Genomic DNA, 22,612 nt, shown 5'->3' on the forward strand with positions numbered 1-22,612 from the left:
CAATAGATTTTATAATATTTTCCATGAAAAGATGAATTTTTATCAATTCACATCACTCTTCTCATGAAGAGGGTAAAATGTAAGCGAGTTATTCTCTGTTCGTATTGGAAAAAAATGATATGCTCTTATTAATTTTTGCAGCATTTTTTCTGACTTTACTGGCAAGTATTCTTTTTCTTTCACTACGTTTTGACGATGAGATAAAGAAAAAATGGAAAGTTCAAATCGTGGATGGTTATAGAAGTCATAAGCATACGATTGAGCTTAACAAGCTTTATATGCATTATAAAAAAAGAAATATTCTTAAGGCTTTAAGTATTTTGTTTGTTCTTCTTATGACATGGAATATTTATGGACTGACAGGCAATCCAGAAGTGAAAAGTTATTTTTTTAGCGAATTAATGGATAAGGATCCTAAAACTCTCAGTAAGCAAGAAAAGCTTATTCGTTTACAAGTGCTTTTTTTCCGTGCACCTCATGATGGTAAGCTAGCAGATGCGTTAGCGGTAGGGTATCTCGAAGAAAGCCTTTTTCAAGAGGCTGTGAATACTTATTTAGACGCACTTCGTTTGAATGGAGAAACAGCTCCCAGACTTGTAGGATATGGTTTAGCATTGGTTGGTTATGAAGGGGGAGTGATAACACAAGAAGCACAAAATGCTTTTCAAAAAGCAGCAGATTTAGCGCCAACAGATTTTTATCCACGTTTATTGTTGGCCGATGCATTTCATCAAGCAGGAAAAACTGCGCAGGCAGTGCAATTTTTACAAAGCTTTCTTGATACAATGCCTGAAAATTTTTCAGGAAAATCACGTGTTAAAAAAATGATGATTCAGTTACGTGATTTATCGAGTGAGCATACAAAGAAAAGCAATCGTGGCCAATTGAGATGATGAAATATAAAGAGAAAAGCTGTTTAGAAAGAACAAGAGAAGTAATCATCTTAGAAGTAGGTATTTGTGAAGAAGATTGAAGAACAGAAATGAAGAATGTAAAGAGCGCGATATAAGTGGTTATAGGTTAAATAAAAATTGGTGGAAAAACTAAAAAAGGAAAAAAGGTATTGATAAGCTTGTTAGCAAAGGTGAGGTACTGGATAAAAAGTTGCACCTATGTAGAAGATGTGCAAAGCTCTTAAAAAATAAAATATTGATACTTAATTATAACGTATTTAAATTTTTTTCGTATAGTGTTTATGAACAGTCAATCTTTAAAGAATTCTGCTTCGTTGAAGATTATTTTAGAGCAGCAAAAAAAAAAAGCGCTTACTGATCATATTATTATGTTGTTTGGTTATAACAATTGCAGCAAGTCTCATAGTGTATGCAATGCGTCATGCGGTCAGTTTTTTTAGAATGCCCTCTGAAATTACAAGAGAAGATATTTTAACGGGGCGCCCTTTGCGTTTGGGTGGCTTTGTTGAAAAGGGAACTGTTCAATATGTTGGAAAGAGAGGCGTTACTTTTTTTGTAACGGATAACAAAAAACATGAAAAAGTGGTTTTCAATGGTGCCTTACCGGATCTTTTTCGTGAAGGTCAGGGGGTGATTGTAGAAGGGTATTTCGATAAACAGGGTTTTTTTATAGGGACGCGTATTTTAGCAAAACATGATGAAACTTATATGCCTAAAGAAACAGCTGATCGTTTGAAAAAACATTACATTATGGAGAAATAATTCGATTGTGCTTGTCGAACTGGGTCATATTTTTTTAGCTGCAGCATTTTCAGTAAGCTTATTAGGAGCGTTCTTACCTGCTTTAGGTTTTTGGTGGAGAGAGCGTTTGTTAATGCAAACAGCTGTTCCTCTGACATATATCACTTTTACATTACTGCTTTTATCATTTTTAGTGATAATTTATGCTTATGTCGTATCTGATTTTTCTGTTTTGAACGTTGTTGAGAATTCTCATTCAGAAAAACCGATGCTCTATAAAATTACAGGTGTTTGGGGCAACCACGAAGGCTCTATGTTGTTATGGGTTTTAAGTCTTGCTTTTTTTAGTGCATTGATGGCCTTTTTTAGCCAACATTTGGCAGAAGATTTTAAGACGCTTGTTTTAATTTGTCAAAGTTGGATTACAAGTGCTTTTCTTTTATTTATTCTTTTTGTATCCAATCCATTTTTACGTGTGAATCCACCAGCATTGCAGGGAAATGGTCTCAATCCTCTCTTACAAGATATTGCATTAGCGATTCATCCACCGCTACTTTATTTAGGTTATGTTGGTTTTTCACTTTGTTTTTCTTTTGCCGTTGCGGCATTGATTACCGGACATGTTGATAGAATTTGGGTGCGTGGGATTCGTCCGTGGCTTTTACTTTCTTGGTGTTTTTTGACATTGGGTATTATGGTTGGCTCCTATTGGGCTTATTATGAGCTAGGATGGGGGGGGTATTGGTTTTGGGATCCTGTTGAAAATGTTTCGTTTATGCCTTGGCTTTCAGGAACGGCTCTTTTACATTCTGCTCTTGTTCTCGAAAAACGAGAAATATTGAAAAGTTGGACTTTGTTTTTAGCGCTGCTTACTTTTTCCCTTTCTCTGATGGGAACTTTTCTTGTGCGTTCGGGGCTTTTAGTTTCTGTTCATAGTTTTGCTGTTGATCCAGCACGGGGGAAAGCAATTCTTGCGCTTTTATTTTTTTTTTACAGTAGCGGCTTTTCTTCTTTTTGCTTTGCGCACCCCTATTTTAAAAACAGAAAGATTTTTTCAACCAATTTCACGTGAAGGGTTTATTGTTTTAAATAACTTGTTACTTACAACAATAACAGCAACAGTATTGATTGGTACGCTTTATCCTTATTTTATTGAGATATTAACAGGGCAAAAAATTTCTGTAGGGGCGGTTTTTTTTAACCTTACCTGTGGACCGCTAATGGTTTTGCTGTTGTTGTTTGTTCCGTTTGGGGCAATGATGGCATGGAAACGCGGTGATTTTCTTGCAGTTTTTGAACGGTTGTGGTTTGTTTTTGTATTGGTTGGTATCATCTGTTTTATAATATTTTATGCGACATCTGTGCGTGATATTTTTGCAGTTTTAGGGATTGGGCTTTCAGCGTTTGTTTTTTTAGGCAGTTTAGCGGATCTATGGGGAAAGAGTGGATATGGCAAGAGAGCTTTTTCAGTACGCGTTAAGAAATTTATTGGATTGCCATGGTCTACTTTTGGTGCAGCAATAGCACATATGGGATTAGGCGTTACATTATTTGGTATTGTTTGTGTGGCAAGTTTTGGGCAAGAACGTATTTTAATCATGAACGTAGGGGATAGTGTGACGATAGCGGATAAAACGCTTCATTTTGATGCAGTGTATGATGGTGTTGGTTCGAATTATTCGGCAATGGAGTTTTATTTTAAAATATATGAAGATAAAAACATTGTGGGTCATGTAACAGCCTCAAAGCGATTTTATTCAAGCCAAAATACATCAACAACAGAAGTTGGTCTTCAAAATCATGGCTTATCGCAGCTATATATTGTACCGGGACATATCGATAATCGGGGTCTTGTGGTGCACATATGGTGGAAGCCTTATGTAATATGTATTTGGTTAGGGGCATTCATGATGGCTGTAGGCGGATGTCTTTCTCTTCTGGGGTATTGGCTTCGCATTGGCATGTACAATAGGGTACTGCTTGCTTTAAATTTTTGGAAAAGACATTGAGATGAAAAAAATTCTTTGGATTGTATTTTTTTTAATTGCAACGTTTCCTTTTCGATTAGCAATAGCAGTAGAGCCGGATGAGATTTTAAAAGATAAGCTTCTTGAAGCGCGAGCACGTCATATTTCATCGCATTTACGTTGTCCGGTTTGTCAAAATCAATCAATTGATGATTCAGATGCTTCTCTAGCACGTGATTTACGGCTTTTAATTCGGGAAAGGCTAAAAATGGGCTATAGTAATCAGCAAGTCACTGACTTTCTTGTTGAGCGATATGGTGAATTTATTCTCTTGAAACCACCATTGAATAAAATAACTTGGTTTTTATGGTTTTCGCCTTTGATCATTATCATCATTGGGGCAAGTATCATATTTTTCCACTTCAAACGGAATAATCATGAGAAAATAGTGAGTTATGTGAATGAAAAAGAACAGTCAAAAATGCCATTGCATTAAAAAAGATGTTATATAAAAGAAAAAAATCAGATCATCTACAATGAGCATACAATCTTATTGTAATTATATTAGGGAATACTGAAACCTTACAAAACTTTAATAATTTAGACAGAAAACGGTAAGGTCTGGTATCTTATAAGTGATCGGAATTGGAATAAAGGTATGATTGAATAGGAGCATAGAGTAAATGGTTAAAAAGGCTTTCTTTAAAACATTTGTCGCAGTGAGTTTTTCTGCGATGTTGGAAAGTACACTGTTTTTTAGTGGATGTACATCAAGCTTGTGGATGACAAAGGCTCATGCAAGTTCTGTATTTACTTCGTTAATGCAACAACAGGGATTTGCCGATATTGTTGCTCAAGTAAAACCAGCAGTTGTAGCAGTACAAGTGAAGAGCAATAAAAAGAAAGAAGATAGGTTCTTTAGCAACTTTTTTAGTGGTCCAGGTTTTGATCAATTACCAGACCAGCATCCTTTGAAAAGATTTTTTAAAGAGTTTTATGATTTTGATAAACCTAAAAATAAATTTCCCCACCAATCGCAGAGACTCCGCCCTGTTGCTTTTGGATCGGGTTTTTTTATTTCGTCTGATGGTTACATTGTGACCAATGATCATGTGATTTCTGACGGAACAAGTTATACTGTTGTTCTTGATGATGGTACAGAATTGAACGCAAAGCTCATTGGGAAAGACCCCAAAACCGACCTTGCCGTATTAAAAGTGAGTGATAAAAGAAAATTTTCCTATGTTGATTTTGGTGATGATTCAAAGCTTCGTGTTGGGGATTGGGTTGTTGCCATTGGGAATCCATTTGGCCTTGGTGGAACTGTGACAGCAGGTATTGTTTCTGCACGCGGACGTGATATTGGCACTGGTGTGTACGATGATTTTATTCAGATTGATGCTGCTGTTAATAGAGGAAACTCTGGTGGTCCAACGTTTGATCTTAATGGAAAGGTTGTTGGGGTTAATACAGCAATTTTTTCTCCTTCTGGAGGAAATGTTGGGATTGCTTTTGCTATTCCGGCAGCGACTGTAAAACAGGTTGTACAACAACTTATTGAAAAAGGTTCAGTTCAACGTGGTTGGTTAGGTGTTCAGATTCAACCGGTAACAAAGGAGATTTCTGATTCAATAGGTTTGAAAGAAGCCAAAGGGGCTTTGGTCACTGATCCGTTAAAAGGACCGGCAGAAAAGGCTGGTATTAAAGCGGGTGATGTAATTATTTCAGTGAATAATGAAAAGGTTGCTGATGCGCGTGAACTGGCGAAACGTATTGCAAATATTAAACCAGGAGAAACGGTAACCATAGGGATTTGGAGATCAGGTAAGGAGGAGAGTATCAAGGTTAAACTCGCTTCAATGTCTGAAGATGAAAGTAAGAAAGAGACTTCAAGATATTCAAATGGACGGGGTGATTTAGATGAAACATTGGAAGATTATGGTCTGATTGTTATGCCTTCTGATGATGGTGTAGGGGTTGTCGTAACGGATGTCGATACCGATTCAGATGCTGCAGATAAAGGGATACGCCCTGGTGATATCATTGTGACAGTAAATAATAAACCGGTTAAAAAAGTCTCTGATATTATTAGCACAATCAAAAATGCTCAGCAGTTAGGACGAAAGGCTATACTCTTACAAGTGCGAACAAATGATCAAAATCGTTTTGTTGCTCTTCCAATTTTCAAAAAATAAGGCTTTAGTTGTAGGACAAATGTTTATTAAATATTTGTCCTACAACATAATAAGATAATGGAGATGCGTTTTATGAAGATACTCGTTATTGAAGATGATCATGAGACGGGGCATTATCTCGAAAAAGCTTTTTCGGAAGTAGGGCATTCTGTTGATGTTGCTTATGATGGGGATACGGGATACGCTTTAGCGACCACGGAAAGTTATGACGTTATGGTTGTTGACCGAATGCTTTTGCATCGTGATGGTCTTTCTATTATTGCTGAATTGCGCGCTAAAGGCAATGAAACACCAGTTCTTATCCTGTCGGCTTTAGGGCAAGTTAATGATCGTGTAACAGGGTTGCGTGCAGGGGGAGATGATTATTTGACAAAGCCTTATGCTTTTTCTGAACTTCTTGCGCGTGTTGAAGTTTTACAACGGCGGAAAAATCCTAAAGAAGCAGAAACTGTTTATTGTGTAGGTAATCTTGAACTTGATCGGCTAGCACATACAGTAAAACGGGGTGATAGAAACATCCTATTACAACCACGAGAGTTTCGTTTACTTGAATATTTGATGCGCTATGCGGGGCAGGTTGTTACACGCACTATGCTTTTGGAAAATGTTTGGGATTACCATTTTGATCCACAAACGAATGTCATTGATGTCCATATCTCCCGTTTGAGAGCCAAAATTGAAAAAGATTTTGATGTTCCCCTTCTCCATACCGTGCGTGGAGCTGGATATATGCTGAAAGCACCAGATAACAAAGCATGAATCGTTTGATTAATATAATGCGCACGACGGCGCTAAGGCTTTCAGCGCTTTACATTTTATTGTTTGGATTGGTGGCAACAGGGCTTTCTATTTATATGACGGCATTTTCTGCTTCATTGTTAACAGAGCAAACTGAACAGGCTTTACATGAAGAATTAAAGTATATTGAAAATGCTTATAATTATGGGGGATTATCCTTATTAATGCGCACTATTGATTATCGTTCAAGACAACCAGGAGCATTTCTTTATCTTGTTACGGATTCTATGGGGCGTATTTTAGCAGGAAATGTAGCACGTATTGAATTAGGTCTTTTGAATCAGAGTGGTTTTATTTCTACCTCTTTTTTGTATTCCCGTTTTGGAGAACATGGCAAAACAAGTGAACATCGCGCTTTGGCGGTTATTGTTGATTTACCTAATGCTATGAAGATTCTTATAGGACGCGATTTGGATGAGCCAGAACGTTTTGCAGTGGTTATTCGTAAAGCTGTGATCATTGCACTTGTTGCAATGGTTGGAGGCGCTTTACTCATATGGTTTTTTGTTGGCAGGAGAGCTTTACAAAGGATTGATCATGTAACGGCTGCATCACAGCGTTTGATGGATGGTGATTTCAGTGGGCGTTTGCCTGTTTCTGGAGTAGGGGATGAGTTTGATCGATTGTCAACTAATCTTAATGTTATGTTAGACCGCATTGAAGAGTTAAATATTGGTTTACGTCAAGTATCAGATAATATTGCTCATGATCTGAAAACGCCGTTAACGCGTCTTAGAAATCGCGCTGAAGAGGCGCTTTCAGGAAATAAGACAAAGCTTGAATATCGTCAGGTCCTTGATAGGGTTATTGCAGAATCAGATCAACTTATTTGTACGTTCAATGCGATTTTAATGATTTCACGTATTGAGGCTAGCAGTGCAATTGAGCATCTTGAAATGATGAATATGAAACTGATCCTTGAAGATGCTGTTGAGATTTACGAACCTTTTGCTGAAGAGTCAGGTGTTTTACTTCGGTTAGGGAATATATTTGATAAAGACCTTAAGTTGAATCGTGAGCTTGTTGCACAATCAATTTTTAATCTTATAGATAATGCCATTAAATATGCGTCTAAAGGTGAAAGGAAAGCCGAGGTTTACTTATCAATGGAATATCGTGATGAACATTTATTAGTGGTTGTGAGCGATAATGGACCAGGAATAGCAGAGGATAAACGTGAAAAAGTGACAGAACGATTTGTTCGTCTTGAAGAAAGCCGCACACAACCTGGGTTTGGGATTGGTTTAAGTATAGCAAAAGCAGTTATGAAACTTCATGGGGGTGAATTATTACTTGAAAATGCAAATCCAGGGCTTAGGGCTGTTTTGTTATTTCCTTAAAGATATTTTTCTTCACTTTTCTCTTTTCATACGTAACAACTATTTTAAAAGTATAAAGCAATAGAAAGGAAGGCAACATGCTTTTCAAGGGAGCGCAAACGAAACAAGCTTTTTTAAAAACACAGTTTCTCCCTTTATGCCCTCTCAATAAAAGTGGTTCCCAATGGTTAAAAGACCTGGAAGAACAAGCAAGGAAAGAAGGTTTAGAATCGCTTGTTTCTATTATTTCAGAAAGTGGAACGCAGATTGATTTTATCGGTTCGGTTATGACCTTATCTCCTTTTTTGCGTGGGGTTTTAATTGCCAATCCATCATATCTTAGTGCTTTATTAAATGTTGATATAGAAACAAGGTTGAGAGAAATTATAGATGATATTACGGCTATTGATAAGGATGAATCTATAAATGAAACTTCATTGATGGTTGCTTTAAGGCGCAAAAAACGAGAAGCGCATGTTCTCATTGCTTTAGCTGATTTGAGTGGTGTTTTTACTTACGAAGTTTCATGTTTTTGGTTGACACGTTTGGGCGAAACTGCATTAAGTGTAGCACTACGTTTTCTATTAAGAGAAGCGCATGATCATGGTAAGATCAATTTATTAAGCCGTGAGAATCCAGAAAAAGACTGTGGTTTAATTATTTTAGGGATGGGAAAATTAGGAGCAGGGGAACTTAATTATTCTTCGGATATTGATCTTATTGTTTTAATTGATGAAACATCACCTCATATTGGTAATCTTTCTGAAAGTGTTGACGTATTTTCTAAAATGGTACGCCGATTAATCCGTATCATTCAAGAACGCACTGCGGAAGGATATGTTTTCCGTCTTGATTTTCGGCTTCGTCCAGATCCAGGATCAACTCCTTTGGCCTTACCAGTAAGGACTGCCTTGCGTTATTACGAAGGGCGTGGGCAAAATTGGGAACGAGCAGCCATGATTAAAGCACGTCCAGTTGCTGGTGATAAGAGGGCAGGTTCTAACTTTCTCAAAGAGCTTTTTCCTTATGTGTGGCGGAAATATTTAGATTACGCTGCTATTGCTGATATTCATTCGATCAAACGTCAAATTCATGCGCATAAAAATTACGATCAAATTGCAGCTTATGGGCATAATATAAAGTTAGGTCGTGGTGGTATTCGTGAGATTGAGTTTTTTGTGCAGACACAGCAGCTCATTGCTGGTGGGCGTTTTCCTCAATTACGTGGACGTCAGACAGTTGCAATGTTAGCAGAACTTCACACGCTTGGTTGGATCAGTGAGAAAACAAGAAATAGCCTTATAAAAAGTTATGCTTTTCTTCGAAATGTAGAACATCGTATTCAGATTCTTTTCGATGAACAAACACATCTTCTTCCAAATGATATTGCTCAATTCACGAGTGTTGCCTATTTAATGGGTTATCAAGACAGTAGCAGTTTTATCCGTGATTTATTAAAAACACTTCAGATTGTTGAAAAACATTATGCAGCACTGTTTGAGAATGAGCAAGAACTTGGTTTAGAAATTGGTAATTTAGTTTTTACAGGTGAAGAAGATGACCCGGAGACATTAATAACGTTAAGCCGTTTAGGCTTTGAAAGAGCAAGTGATATTTGTCGTATTATGCGCACTCTCCATTGTGGTCGTTATAAAGCAACGCAATCAGCCGAAGCACGCGAGAGATTAACGGAATTAACACCAGCTCTTTTGAAAGCTTTTGGTGGGACAAAACGAGCTGATGAGGCGATGTTGCGTTTTGATAGTTTTTTACAGGGCTTACCTTCAGGAATTCAGCTTTTTAGTCTTTTGCAGTCTAATCCCTCTCTTTTGAATATGCTTGTCCTTATTATGGGTGCTGCTCCACGTCTTGCAGAAATTATTACACGCAGAACCCATGTTTTTGATGGAATGTTAGATCCGAATATTCTTTCAGAATTACCAACAAAAACGTATTTAGAAAAACGGCTTGAATATTTTCTTGAAAATATTATTCCTTATGAGGAAATTCTCGACCATTTAAGGATTTTTGCAGATGAACAACGTTTTTTGATTGGTATTCGAATTTTGAATGGCGCAATTACAGGAGAAAGAGCGGGTTTTGCTTTTACTGCGCTTGCTGATCTTATGATTACAAAAACATTTGCTGCCGTTCAAGAGGAATTTTCTCGTCTTCATGGTACTATTAAAGGGGGGCGTGTTGGCATATTGGGTATGGGGAAGCTTGGAAGTCGCGAATTAACGGCAGATTCCGATGTTGACCTCGTTTTTCTTTATGAACACGATGATGATGCAGAAATATCTGACGGAGAAAAGCCTCTTTATGTCTCTCAATATTATACGCGTTTAGCACAGCGCCTCGTTTCTGCTTTATCCACTCTTACAAGCCAAGGTGTTCTTTATGTCGTTGATTTAAGGTTACGGCCGTTAGGTAATAAAGGTCCTGTTGCTGTTTCTTTTCCATTTTTTAAAAAGTATTATCGCCAAGAAGCATGGATATGGGAATATCTTGCTTTAACAAGGGCTCGAGGCATTGCAGGAGATCGTGATTTTTTACAGAAGCTAGAAAATGAAGTGTGTGCAATTATTGCTATTTCTCGTGATAAGAAGGAAGTTGTAAAAGAAGTATGTGAAATGCGTTCCTTGATTGCAAAAGAAAAGCCACCAAAAAATCAATGGGATTTAAAAACGATGTCTGGTGGCATTATGGATTTGGAGTTTATTGCTCAATTTTCTCTTATCACGCATGTCATTGAGTTTCAAATTGGAGCGACGACAGCGGATATTTTAGATCACTTACCAAACAGTTTTCTTAATCAGTCATGTATTGCTGATTTACATTATGCTTATCGTCTTTATACAAATTTGAGTCAAATTATACGGCTTTGCTTAAATGATTCTCTTGATCCCAATGATATGCCACCTGGATTAAGTGACCTGTTGTTAAATAGTGTTGGGGAACCTGATTTACTTCGTGTTGAAAAATTAATTGCAGAAACTGGGCAATTGGTCTGTTCAGTTTTTACAAAAATCATGAAATCTTAAAACAATTCTATAAGAAAAATAAAAATTATTAATTCTATTTTTATAGATTAATTTTTATCTTTTATTTCATTATACGCTTGAGAGGTTTAGAGTGAAGTTCTCTACTGGTTTCTCAAGTGTGATGAAAAAATTTCTCTGTTAAATGTGCCATTCTAGGTGTTATTCTTTATACAAAAAGCGATGAGTGACTAGTTTAGTGAATGATATTCTTTATGAGCCTTATCTCATGTGTGTGATAGAAGCATATGGGTCATTTATTAAGCAGCAGTATATCAGATACATTTATGAATTGAGAGATATTCAACACAAGAATATATGCAAGAGTGTTTTTATCGTACAGATTTATATAAAAACTTATAGAGATTATGTCTTATTACACTAATAATACTAACATATTTAAATCAATATGATAAAAAGCTTTATTGATTACATATCTCATTTTTTTCAAAAAATTGACATTATAATTATTTATATAACTTTGGATAATAATGATTAATAGGAAGCTATAAAAGATAATATGTAATAATTAATAGAAATATACAGCATATTTAAAATTTTTTTATAATACTATTTATTAAAAATACTTTTATTTTTAAATAGAAAGTTTATTTTTTTTGTAACTGTGTCATTTTTGCTATATATTTTTTAAAAAAACTATGAAACGATTTACATTATTTATGTATCACATTAGCTTTTAGGGGAGCAATTATGATTACAAAGTATTTAGCTTCAACATCTATCTTTTCTTTAATTTTAATTTCGGTAGTACAGGCATCGGATATCATTACTTCTGAACAGCCGGTTATTGCAGTTCCTGCTTTTTCTTGGACAGGATTTTATTTTGGAGGACAGATTGGTAACTTTTCAGGTAAAACAACTGCAAGTTATTTAAAAGATGAGACAGGGATATGGAATCCAATTGGAAAGGAGAATTTACCTAAACTTTCTGGTTTTATGGGGGGGGGGTATGCAGGTTCTAATATTGATATCGATAATGGTTTTATTATAGGTATTGATACGGATATTATGTGGTCTGATAAAAAGAATACAAAAGATATTAGTCTACCAAAAAAAAGTCAAACTGAAGAAACTTCTCCAGAAGAAAAAAATCGAACAAGAGATTCTCATGAGGAGGATTCGACAACACCTATTGAAGCTGTACGTCATACTTTAAAACAAAAATGGGTTGGTGCTACGCGGGTAAGAGTTGGTTTTGCGATTGAGCGTATGATGCCTTATGTTTCTGGAGGTATTGCTTATACGCAGCTTCAGAATATTTTTGGGTTAGTTGCTGATAGCAAAAATAGAGCAGTTAATTTTTCTGATTGGTTGCATGATGAAAAAAAGACTATGATTGGTTATACTCTCGGAGGTGGTGTTGATTTTGCAATGACTGATAATGTTATTGTGCGTGCAGAATATCGTTATTCAGATTTTGGTAAGAAGAAGTTCGTGCATGATAAATTTGAAATGGGCTACAAGACAAGCGATTTCCGTGTGGGTGTAGCTTATAAATTTTAATTTTTTGCAGAATTAAAAATTCAAAAGTCTCATTTTCGAATGAGGCTTTTATTTTTCAGATATGTTCTGGAAAATATCCTTCACTCAAAAGAGCTACTATTTTATTCGAACAATACTTTGATTTGTAAATATAATTTACTTTTTTCATGTTGAGTGAGAGCCTCAAGTATCATAAGATTTTCTCATTTTAAACCTATACTATGTTAAACCAATCAAAACTATGTCTTTTGCACGTAAAAAGGTGGGAGAGCCGTGAGATAAAAAACATTAAAGAAAGAATAAAAATGCTTCGTATAACCATCTCAAGTGCCAAAGTTTGTCGCTACATTGGGGGTTGGCAAAGTGTGAGATTTGGTACTAGCTTGATTTTATAAACGTAAAGATGGTGCTGCTAAATGGACTTATCATTACATCATTCATAGGTGCTGTCGTGAAATGGGTTTGGGTGCTTTAAAAGATACTTTTTTAAACAAACATATGAATTAGCAACTTAATGGCGTTTTATTTTATTTGAAATACCTCTCATACAATCGACTTTTCTGTTTTGCATTATCGTAAAATATTTTATTTAATGACAAAAAAATCGCAAAAAAATTTCTAAAGCCCGTCAAATTACATCTGAAATATGACTCAATAATAATGAAAATTCATATTATAATTCTTATTATTATTAGATATTTTATGTTATATTATAAATAATAATTTACAGTAATAAAATAATTATAAAGTGATTTATAGGAAAAAATAGATAGCAAATTAGGAATTTATCGAGTCATAAAAACATTATTACCTATGCTTATTATCGAAATAGAATCTATTATTTTTTATAAATCTTTTAACTGTACGATAATAAATATCAAGTGAAATAGTAGGGGATCATTTCAAATCTATTTATGATAAATCAATCAACATCATTTGTTTATGAATTACAAGTAGGATTGGTTATTGAAATTATATACTTTAAGTTATTATTGGACTTTTTTAGGCATTGATTTTCAGGTATAGAAGCTGAATAAGCTTCTCTATTATTCTATAAAATATCATCACTGTAGTGGTATAAGGATTGTACGCATTGATGCTTTTGGTAGGAATGTATGATGAAATTCAAGGCAGGATTTGTTTGTAGAGCTTTGTGAGGTAAATCACATGCACAATTAGCAGGGGGAACCCGTGCGACAAGAATCTGGATTATTTATAGATCAGGTGTGGTAGAAATTTTTGGACTTTAGGACGGGAAGGAAGTAAACCGATGAGTTTTTAAAGCCAGTCACATAAGTGGGTAGCAGATGGAACTCTCTGAGAGAAATTGATTTATCGACAGAGAAGATGAGACTTTGTCTTTTAAGAAGAAAAAGGGAAATAAGAATTATGATTTCCAAAGGGACATGAAGTAAAAATATTTTCGTTTTTGGTTGTTGTGGCAACTATGAAGGTGTTTAAAGATTAATTGTTTCAGTACATGCAATCTCGTTTTTGGGGTTGATAATGCTATAACGTTGCAATTGGCAGTGCCATTGATTTTGTAAGCGTTCAATAGAAAATAAATTAAAGCCTGCGGGTGGTTTTTTATCACCAAAAGCTTGTGATGCGGAAGGAACACCAACAATAGGAATTTTTTTAATTGGTCCTTCAATATAATTTAATGTGGGTAAATGAGTATGTCCGTGAAGAATAAGTTCGCAACCGTGATATTTGATAACGTCTAGAAAACGTTTTATATCCCATAGTTTTTTATGCCAAGACGTTGCCTTGGGAAAGGGGGGATGGTGAATCATGACGACACGAAAAAGGTTGTGCTGTGCTGCTTCCTTTAAAAAGAACGGTAAAGTTTGCGCTTGCACTTTACCAAAATAACCAGAAGCTTGAAAAGGTGGTGTCGCGATGGCTGAAGAAGTTGCTATGATGGCAACATTTTTGCGAATGCGCATATAAGGAAAAAGAAAGGTGCTTTTTTGAGGGACGTCACCTGTGATCCAAGGTTTAAAAAGAGTACATGCTTTTTGGAAAGCACCGCGGACATAGGCGTCATGATTTCCAAATGTCAAGGAAATATCTTGCGGTTGTCCTAAGTTAAGTAGCCAACGATGTGCTTGTTCAAATTCCTTATCTAGAGCAAGATTCACAAGATCACCAGAAATCACAAGATGATCAGTTTTTTTTTTTGTTCAAGGTATTTATTAAAGTTTCTAGGACATTTGTGACCATTTGACTCTTACGTTTTTTTTGCCAATTCAGATAACCGGTAAGACGCTTTCCAAAAAGTTCAAAAAGGGAAGGCTGCGGGAGAGGGGAAAGATGTATATCCGATATATGGGCAAGATAAAACATAAAAGCTCGTAGAGTGTTAAAAATGATTTAAAGAATAAATATAAGATAAATTGATATTTAAAGGCAAGAAGGATTGTAAAATGAAAAATAGCTTGTTGAAAGTATGAGAAGATTCTTTGAAGAATTAACGCTGTATTGTATTTTTTATGGAGAAGATAGCATAATACAACATATCCTTCTTGGCAACCGATATGTCTTTTGTATGATGAGATAAACTCTAAAATGATGGTCATAAAGTTTTAAGACTTTTAAACAGTTTTATACGTCCACACATTATTATAAAAAAATCTAATCATTCAGTGTAAAATGCAAAAGAATGTATTGTATTTATCAGGAATTTTTACGGTTTTGCACTGCCATGTATTGCTTTTAATAGGAGATTTTGTCACACAAAACAGAACGCTTCAAGAGGAATATTTCAAATAAAATATCCCAAATAAAATATCATTGTGTTGTACATTCACATATTTGTTTTGAAGAGATATTTCCCAGTGCGCTTGATCCCATTTCACGAAAGCTCGTAATGCTAAGAAAAGCCTCGTTTATAAGGCTTATTATGCTCCACCATCTTTACATTTATACAAGGTGCAAAGCAAAAAAATCATACTATTCCCTTCCAATTTTATGAAAATCCTTGCTTTAAGAGGATTCATAAGAGGTACTTCGCTCTCTTCTTCAATGGTTTTTATTTATACGGCACCTCTTTTAATGATGTGCAAGAGAGTGATTTTAATTGATTTAATATGGAAAGTATTACAAGGAAGAAAAATCCTACTTGGACTAATGGCTCAATACGAAAATAATGATAAATTATCATTATAGATCAATATTTTATCTAATTGTAAAAGACAAGAAAATACACAAAAAGATAAGCTGAATTTTAAGACTATTATACGAAATTTCAGATTTTTCAACGGCTTTCACGATACCACATGCTGCTCAACAGTAAAAGGCAAGCAAGCAGTGCCAAGAAACCAGAAAATATCGAAAAATAAAAGGTCTTAATTAAACGGGTTTCTGTCGCTTCTTTCAGAACAATTGAATGTGCTGGGGAAGAATGCTGGCTTATTTTTGATTGAATCAGCTTGAATGGAGGAAGATGAAAGTTTTCTTTTCCCTCAGGGTGTAACCGCCCGATGTAACCACCTGTGTGCTTAATAATGGGAGCTAGTTTTTCTTGTGTTGAAATTAAGTCAAACAATTCAAGATTATCGAGCATCCCTACAGAAGAAAGGATTGTTAAATCGCCATTTTTAATGGTAAAAATTCCTGTTTCATCAGTGGTCCCAGTTGCGCTGAAGAGACCTTCTTGCTCTTTGGTGAGGGTGATATGTTCTTTTTTTCCAGAGGGAAAGGTTATTTCAGCGGGTTCTGGATGGTCTTTTAAAGTTTGGCGGCGAATTGTTAAATGATGATGGCTGCTGGTTGCACTTAATTTTTCTTCCTCAAGTTCTGGTTCTTTCATGAGCCAATGGGCAATGCGACGATAAAGAGCTGCATAAGGACCGCCGCCTTCGAAACCACGTGCCCAAAGCCAACTTTCATCGGAGAGCAACATGCCTACACGTCCTTTATCAACATGTGAGAGAAGTAAAAGTGGTTGTTCATCAGCTCCTTTCATGAGGGCGATTCCGTTATTTATGTTTTGAATGGCAATTTGTCGCAACCATTGCCCCCATTGAGAAGCTGGAAGGTTAAGTGTTGCAAGGCCCCTTGTGACAGGATGACGCTCACCTTCTTTGGTTAATGTGGGGCGAAAAGGCTTTTCAATAATAGTTCCATTGGGTAATGCCGGTAGAATGCTTATTAAAGGTGTTTTCGCGAGTGAGTTGTTTTTGGTAAATTCAGGTCCTGTTACCATCAGCAATGCACCCCCCTTTTGTACATATTGGGCGATATAATCATAATAGATTAAGGGTAGAGCAGCAGAGTGCTGGTAGCCATCAAGGATGATGAGATCAAAGTTATTAATCTCTTCAACAAAGAGTTTTCTTGTGGGAAAGACTACCAAGGATAATTGGCTTAAGGGCGTATTATCTGCTTTGGTGGGAGGGCGCAAAATAGTAAAGTGAACAAGATCGATATTGGAATCACCTTTCAAAAGGTCTCGCCATGTCCGTTCTCCATTATAAGGAGCACCTGAAATAAGAAGAACGCGTAAATTTTCTCTGATTCCTTCAATGATTGTTATGGCGCGGTTGTTTTCAAAGCTTAGTTCACCTTTGTGTGGATCCGTTATCACTTGGATAATATTTTTTTCAGCATGAGGAATGGTAATTTCGGTTTGAAAAATCACGCCGGGAGTCACAGAATAATGGCCAATGTCTTGTCCATTGACGCTTAGTGTAATATTTGCTTTCTGTGATATTGTTTTTTTGGCAGGGACTTTATCTTCTACCAAAATGGAAAGCGTTTGTGGTTTGTTCACAAGGGCAAAGCGTGGAGGAGAAATAAACTTGATTTGGCGATCAAATTCATCTGAGTGTCCTGTAATCAGCGCATTGAGAGGTGCTTCATGATGAAGGTCTGATATGGAAGGGATATCATGCACTTGTCCATCGGTGATAAAAATGGTTCCTGCATAACGAGAGAGCGGTACATCAGATACTGCTTGTGTTAAAGCATCAAACAAATTCGTTGAGGGTGCATACTGATTATCAGCAAGTTTTCCAGCTTCAATAAAGCGTGGTTCAAATTGTGGATAATGCGCCAATGCTTGAGTTAATCGCGCGCGCGCTTCATCACTGTCGTTTGTACGTGTTCCAAATGTTTGGCTTTTGCTGCGGTCAATGACAATTCCTACAGTGCTTTTCAGTGGTTCACGCTGTTCTTTTATGATCATTGGATTGAGCAAAGCAAGGATGAGGGCGCTTAATGCCATCAGACGAAATAAAGAACCTTGACGTTGCGTAACAAGACCAATAACGACAAAAAGAATCGATATTCCACTTAAGAACAGAATCCAAATGAGTGGTAAAAAAGGCTGAAAAGTGAAAAATGATATCATTGCCTTCTTTCTCTTTTAAAGCGTTCCAAGAGTGCTGGAACATGAATTTGGTCCGCTTTATAGTTTCCTGTCAGAACATAAAGGACAATATTTAAACCTGCACGAAATGCCCATAGACGTTGCATTGGATCATTGGGAACAAGGGGATATTTCCATGTCCCTTTTTCATCGAGTGCCCACGCACCGGCAAAGTTATTGGCGGTAATGAGAAGAGAACTTACATTATCACCGCTGGCAAGAGAATTTTTATTTTTTTTGTTTGTTGACGAGGATTCAATCCATAAAGGTGAACCACGGTAGAGACCAGGAAAATCTGGCATAATATAAAAAGAACGTGCAACAACATGATCCATTGACGCTGGCTCAATGGATGGAATATTTAACTCTTTTAAGATATCTCGTAATCGTTGCGTTTCTGGAGTGGCATCTCCTTCAAGATTAAGATTACTCTTTATCTGATCGCGCGTGTCAAATAAAATTGTTCCCCCATGTTTCATAAAGTTATTTATTTTTTCAAGGCTTTTGGGGGTTGGTATAGGACTCTTAACATCAATTGGCCAGTAAATAAGAGGATAAAAAGAGAGTTCATCTTTATCGAGATCAAGTGCTGTAACAGAGCCTAGGGTAAGCATTGTACGCTCTGCGATAAATTGACTTAACGCTTCTAGACCACTTTTACTCGTTGTATCAATTTCATGATTATTGGTTATAACATAGGCAAGATGTGTTGCACCAGCAGCTTGTACACTATCATAATGATTTTCGTTCGTTTGTGCATGAAGAGTTGGATCATATGAAAATAAGGCAATAAGACTTATAAAAGGGAGGAGAAACATATTACGCTGTTTCATGAAAGAAAAAATATTTCCCATCCATAAAATGAGAAAATTGTCAAAGGCGAATAATAAGATGGCTAATCCTAAAAGTGGGCCGATAAGATTTTTTTCTTTTATATCGTAAGATAAAGGGTTTTTATTAAGAGAAGTTGGCAATGATGATTGTTTCATCAAGTGCGACGAATGAGTTAAGAGATTGAGTGCATAAAAATCGTTTTTGATACCATAAAGTCCTGGGGGAGTATGATAGGAAGGATGGGGTGGATTTTGAGAGTCAAAGACCAGTGGAACAACATCAGAGGGCGGTACTTGTAATTGTCCGTCAGCGGCTATGGTACGCCACGGGTTTTGTACCATTGTTCTTTTTTCTCTGTGTGTTAGGCTTGTTTTTTCGTTAGACCTTAATGTGATTAGTTTTTGCAACATTTGTGCAAAAAAGCCAGAAAGAGGAAGATTAGACCATGTTGGGTCAGGAGCAACATGAATGAGAATGAGGGTTCCTTTACCACGTTTTGCTGCGGTAATAAGAGGGGTTCCATCCGAAAGGCTAAGCCACGTTTTTTCAAAAAGATCTGGGGTTGGTTCTGCGAGGATTTGGCGCGAGACAGTGACATCTTCTGGAAAAGGAAGATCAAAGAAAAAACTATTTTTTGCAAAAGGGGAAAGCTTTTGTGGTTTCGTCCAAGACATAATACTTCCAAGGAAACGTTGACCCTGACGCAGCGGTATCGGAAGGAGACTATCATAATGTTCTGCACTACTGAGTTTTTCTCCTGCAAAGCGGATGAGTGTTCCCCCTTTATTCACAAAATCAGAAAGTTTTTTTTCTGCTTTTTCAGGCATGTTAACCATGTCGCTCATAATGAAAACAGATGGATTTTGTTTAAGCAAATAATCAATATCCGTTGAAAGCTCTCTTCCACCGGCTGTTATAAGCTGTGTATGTTCCTGTAATGCTTTGATAATATAATAAAATGGAGAAAGTAAGGGCTGTGCCATTTCATTGGTATCGGGTGATAGAAGAGCAACACGGCTTATCCTGTTATGGCTGTCTATCAAGAAGGTTGCAGCAGCATGGTTTTGATTATTCATTTTTATCCAAGCGATATCATTGCGTAATTCAAGTGGTACATCAAAAGGAACAAGAGCTGTTGTTTCTCCTTCAGAGAAATTTTTCGTAAATTGACCGAGAAGTTGATTGTTTGAATCGTAGAGGTTGAGTGTAGCAGAAGTTTTGCCGTGTGTTGTTGAGCGGATAATACGCGCGACCATGTTTCCATCGTTATTTTTTACGGATGTTATGCCGATTAAATCAGAAATATCAGCCAAATACCATAAGAATTTTTCAGGTTTTAATTCTTCAAGCAAAGCAAAAGTTTGCTCATCTTCATTTGTTTGTAATCCATCACTTAAATAAGCAATATCAAGAGGTTTTCCTTTGGTTATTTTTCTGAGTTTTTTCAGTGCATGCACGCGGTTGACAGGCCAAGGACGCGGTTGCAAATGCATTAAATGCTGTTTTATAATCTTGGCTGGTTGGGGCTCTATATTAGAGATATCATTTTCAGCTGTTGCAACAAGATAAATATTTTTTTGCTGTTTTTCTGCCTGTGTAAGGAGCATTTCAGCTGTAGAGATGCGCTTTTTCCATTCTTTTACAGAAGCCCAACCATTATCAATAATGATTGCAAGGGGGTGAGATCCGGAAAAGCTGATTGGTTTTTGATCCCACGTGGGGCGTGCTAGAGCTATGATAACAAGTGCTGCGATGGTTAAACGCAACAAGAGCAACCACCAAGGTGTATGTTTTGCTGTTTCTTGCTGATGAATTGGTTTGGGTAAGAAGCGTAACGGAGGAAAAAGCTCTTGACGCGGGGATGGAGGAGTTATCCGCAACAGCCACCAAATGACAGGTAGGAACAAAAGCCCTAGTAACAGAAAGGGAGCAGCAAAACTCAAAGTGCTCTCCTTTTTTGCAATGGAGAGCCGCCCATTGTATGTGCAAGATGAAAAATGGTCTCTGTTAAAGGTTGATCCGTTGTACTAACGTGATAAGACCATCCTTGGCGTGCGCAAAAATTTGCCAATTCTTGTCGCCTTGCGTGATATAGTTTACAATAGCTCTTACGAAGATCTTCTGCTTTTGTGGAAACATGTTTCTCTTTCGTTTCAGGATCAAAAAATTCTGTGTGACCTGTGTAGGGAAAGCTTTCTTCTGCGGGATCAGAAATTTCAATTAAATGAGCTGTCACCTGTTTTGTAGTTAAGACGGTTAAATGTTGGATGATTTTTTCAGGATAGTCGAGAAAATCACTTATTATAACGACATGTGAAAAGCGTGTAATCGTTGAAAAATCCGGAAATGAATTTTCATCTGCATGATTTTCTAAAGCAAAGGCTATTCGTTCTACGACATTGGATGTCATTGTGGGGGATATTAAGTTGGGAATAGCAATGTGTTCGCCACTGCGTGCAAGAAGTGATGCTAAGGTAAGGGTAAGAATAATGGCATGATTACCTTTAGAGATTTTAGAAAAGCGCGAACAGTAATGCATTGATGCGCTCTGATCGGGACAGAGCCAAACGATTTGTGTCATTTGCCATTCGTGTTCGCGGAGATACGTATTTTCATCACGCGCTGAGCGACGCCAATCAATGCGGGTAATGGATTCTCCTTCAACATAGGGACGAAATTGCCAAAAGTTTTCCCCATTACCGCGTTTACGTTGTTTATGCCATCCGGTTATCAGTGTATTAGCGATATGACGCGCTTGTAAAAGGAAATATGGCATTTTGCCAGTATCCTTATACAGCTCATTTGCCAGCGACAATGGAGGCTTTTGTAAAACTTTTTTGCCAATAGCCATTCAAAGAGCATCTTTCACAAGGTTATTGATAATATCTTTTACGGTTATATTTTCAGCACGGGCAGAAAAATTAAGAGCCATGCGGTGTTGTAATATAGGATAGGCCAATGCCTCAACATCATCAAGTGAGGGGGCTAAGCGTCCATAATAAAGAGCACGGGCGCGAACACAAAGTGAAAGGGCTTGTGATGCCCGTGGACCAGGTCCCCAAGAAACATAAGTATTAGCAAGGCTATTGTCTGTATGAGGGCGAGTTGAGCGGACAATTTTTAAAATAGCTTCGATCACATTTTCTGAAAGAGGCATTTTGCGAACGATATTTTGAATTTTTTGCAACTTTTTGGCGGATAAAATTGGTTTTGCATTTGATTTTTTTTCTTTTGTTGTTTCTAAAATGATCCGTCTCTCTGTTGTGAGGTCAGGATAGTCAATATCGATTTGCATCAAAAAGCGATCCAATTGTGCTTCAGGAAGTGGATAGGTTCCTTCTTGTTCGAGAGGATTTTGGGTTGCAAGAACATGAAAAGGTTGTGGCAAATCATAACGGTTACCTGCAACAGTAACATGATATTCTTGCATAGCTTGTAAAAGGGCTGACTGTGTCCGTGGAGAAGCACGATTGATTTCATCGGCCATGAGAAGTTGCGTGAAAATAGGACCTTGAATGTATCGAAAAGAACGTTTACCTTCTTTATCGGAATCCATAATTTCAGAACCAATAATATCCGATGGCATTAAGTCAGGAGTAAATTGGATGCGTTTTTCATCAAGCCCTAAGACTGTTCCCAATGTTTCAACAAGACGTGTTTTTGCTAGTCCTGGAGCACCGACAAGAAGGGCGTGACCACCAGCAAAAATAGCGATTAAAGCATATTCGATTACCTGACTTTGCCCAAAAATAACTTTGTCAATTTCTTGTTGTAAAATATCCAATTCTTTGTGTGCCGTATCAATATCATCAATAATGACTTGAGCCTCATGATTGATATTGACCTTTTTTACACAATTGGATGATGGATCATGTTGACTCATATTTCTTCCTTAAGGTGTTTGTCGCAAAAATGGTAATTTTCTC

At 36.8% G+C, this 22,612-nt stretch carries 11 protein-coding genes and 3 pseudogenes; 9 read left to right on the forward strand and 5 right to left on the reverse strand.

The window, feature by feature from the left end:
• Positions 1-119 precede the first annotated feature (119 nt).
• The 9 genes and pseudogenes from ACFIJ0_RS01270 to ACFIJ0_RS01310 all read left to right on the forward strand — a co-directional run bounded on the left by ACFIJ0_RS01270 (position 120) and on the right by ACFIJ0_RS01310 (position 12,499).
• A complete protein-coding gene (locus ACFIJ0_RS01270) occupies positions 120-893 on the forward strand; it encodes a tetratricopeptide repeat protein (protein ID WP_375623352.1) in 774 nt (257 codons plus the stop codon).
• Positions 894-1,195: 302 nt separating this feature from the next.
• Positions 1,196-1,676: pseudogene (ccmE, locus tag ACFIJ0_RS01275) on the forward strand (cytochrome c maturation protein CcmE).
• Positions 1,677-1,683: 7 nt separating this feature from the next.
• Positions 1,684-3,664: pseudogene (locus tag ACFIJ0_RS01280) on the forward strand (heme lyase CcmF/NrfE family subunit).
• 1 nt (position 3,665) lies between these two features.
• The gene (locus ACFIJ0_RS01285; protein ID WP_375623358.1) at positions 3,666-4,118 is read left to right on the forward strand and encodes a cytochrome c-type biogenesis protein CcmH; all 453 of its coding nucleotides are present in this window, start codon (positions 3,666-3,668) and stop codon (positions 4,116-4,118) included.
• 187 nt (positions 4,119-4,305) lie between these two features.
• Positions 4,306-5,817 carry a Do family serine endopeptidase gene (locus ACFIJ0_RS01290; RefSeq protein ID WP_375623360.1) on the forward strand — a complete coding sequence of 504 codons (1,512 nt, stop codon included), beginning with the start codon at positions 4,306-4,308 and terminating at the stop codon, positions 5,815-5,817.
• 72 nt (positions 5,818-5,889) lie between these two features.
• A complete protein-coding gene (locus ACFIJ0_RS01295; RefSeq protein WP_375623362.1) occupies positions 5,890-6,576 on the forward strand; it encodes a winged helix-turn-helix domain-containing protein in 687 nt (228 codons plus the stop codon).
• Entirely contained in the window at positions 6,573-7,955 is a 1,383-nt protein-coding gene (locus ACFIJ0_RS01300) for an ATP-binding protein (RefSeq protein WP_375623364.1), read from the forward strand. The genes ACFIJ0_RS01295 and ACFIJ0_RS01300 overlap by 4 nt, the downstream gene beginning before the upstream one ends.
• 77 nt (positions 7,956-8,032) lie before the next feature.
• The gene (locus ACFIJ0_RS01305; RefSeq protein ID WP_375623366.1) at positions 8,033-10,978 is read left to right on the forward strand and encodes a bifunctional [glutamine synthetase] adenylyltransferase/[glutamine synthetase]-adenylyl-L-tyrosine phosphorylase; all 2,946 of its coding nucleotides are present in this window, start codon (positions 8,033-8,035) and stop codon (positions 10,976-10,978) included.
• Between the two features lie 708 nt (positions 10,979-11,686).
• Positions 11,687-12,499, forward strand: coding sequence for an outer membrane protein (locus tag ACFIJ0_RS01310; protein WP_375623368.1), 813 nt, complete (start codon positions 11,687-11,689; stop codon positions 12,497-12,499).
• A 1,436-nt stretch (positions 12,500-13,935) separates the two neighbouring features.
• On the opposite strand, the pseudogene ACFIJ0_RS01315 reads toward ACFIJ0_RS01310, so the two are convergent.
• From ACFIJ0_RS01315 to ACFIJ0_RS01335, 5 genes and pseudogenes are all read right to left on the reverse strand, one after another.
• Positions 13,936-14,827: pseudogene (locus tag ACFIJ0_RS01315) on the reverse strand (metallophosphoesterase family protein).
• A gap of 910 nt (positions 14,828-15,737) precedes the next feature.
• Positions 15,738-17,834: a glutamine amidotransferase gene (locus ACFIJ0_RS01320; RefSeq protein WP_375623372.1), complete on the reverse strand. Its 2,097-nt coding sequence runs from the start codon at positions 17,832-17,834 to the stop codon at positions 15,738-15,740.
• Complete coding sequence (locus ACFIJ0_RS01325) at positions 17,831-20,629, reverse strand: DUF4159 domain-containing protein (RefSeq protein ID WP_375623374.1); 2,799 nt, start codon at positions 20,627-20,629, stop codon at positions 17,831-17,833. Before ACFIJ0_RS01325 ends, ACFIJ0_RS01320 begins: the two co-directional genes overlap by 4 nt.
• A complete protein-coding gene (locus tag ACFIJ0_RS01330; protein WP_375623376.1) occupies positions 20,626-21,537 on the reverse strand; it encodes a DUF58 domain-containing protein in 912 nt (303 codons plus the stop codon). The genes ACFIJ0_RS01325 and ACFIJ0_RS01330 overlap by 4 nt, the downstream gene beginning before the upstream one ends.
• Positions 21,538-22,569, reverse strand: coding sequence for an AAA family ATPase (locus ACFIJ0_RS01335; RefSeq protein ID WP_375623378.1), 1,032 nt, complete (start codon positions 22,567-22,569; stop codon positions 21,538-21,540).
• Positions 22,570-22,612: the final 43 nt, after the last annotated feature.

The sequence above is a fragment of the Bartonella sp. OC68QHHN genome (genome assembly GCF_042193875.1).
Lineage (GTDB): Bacteria > Pseudomonadota > Alphaproteobacteria > Rhizobiales > Rhizobiaceae > Bartonella > Bartonella grahamii_A.

Coding starts and splice junctions, on each gene's coding strand:
- ACFIJ0_RS01295 (WP_375623362.1), top strand. CDS start 5,890: ATGAAGATACTCGTTATTGAAGATGATCATGAGACGGGGCATTATCTC.
- ACFIJ0_RS01305 (WP_375623366.1), top strand. CDS start 8,033: ATGCTTTTCAAGGGAGCGCAAACGAAACAAGCTTTTTTAAAAACACAG.
- ACFIJ0_RS01270 (WP_375623352.1), top strand. CDS start 120: ATGCTCTTATTAATTTTTGCAGCATTTTTTCTGACTTTACTGGCAAGT.
- ACFIJ0_RS01335 (WP_375623378.1), bottom strand. CDS start 22,569: ATGAGTCAACATGATCCATCATCCAATTGTGTAAAAAAGGTCAATATC.
- ACFIJ0_RS01310 (WP_375623368.1), top strand. CDS start 11,687: ATGATTACAAAGTATTTAGCTTCAACATCTATCTTTTCTTTAATTTTA.
- ACFIJ0_RS01300 (WP_375623364.1), top strand. CDS start 6,573: ATGAATCGTTTGATTAATATAATGCGCACGACGGCGCTAAGGCTTTCA.
- ACFIJ0_RS01330 (WP_375623376.1), bottom strand. CDS start 21,537: ATGGCTATTGGCAAAAAAGTTTTACAAAAGCCTCCATTGTCGCTGGCA.
- ACFIJ0_RS01320 (WP_375623372.1), bottom strand. CDS start 17,834: ATGATATCATTTTTCACTTTTCAGCCTTTTTTACCACTCATTTGGATT.
- ACFIJ0_RS01290 (WP_375623360.1), top strand. CDS start 4,306: ATGGTTAAAAAGGCTTTCTTTAAAACATTTGTCGCAGTGAGTTTTTCT.
- ACFIJ0_RS01285 (WP_375623358.1), top strand. CDS start 3,666: ATGAAAAAAATTCTTTGGATTGTATTTTTTTTAATTGCAACGTTTCCT.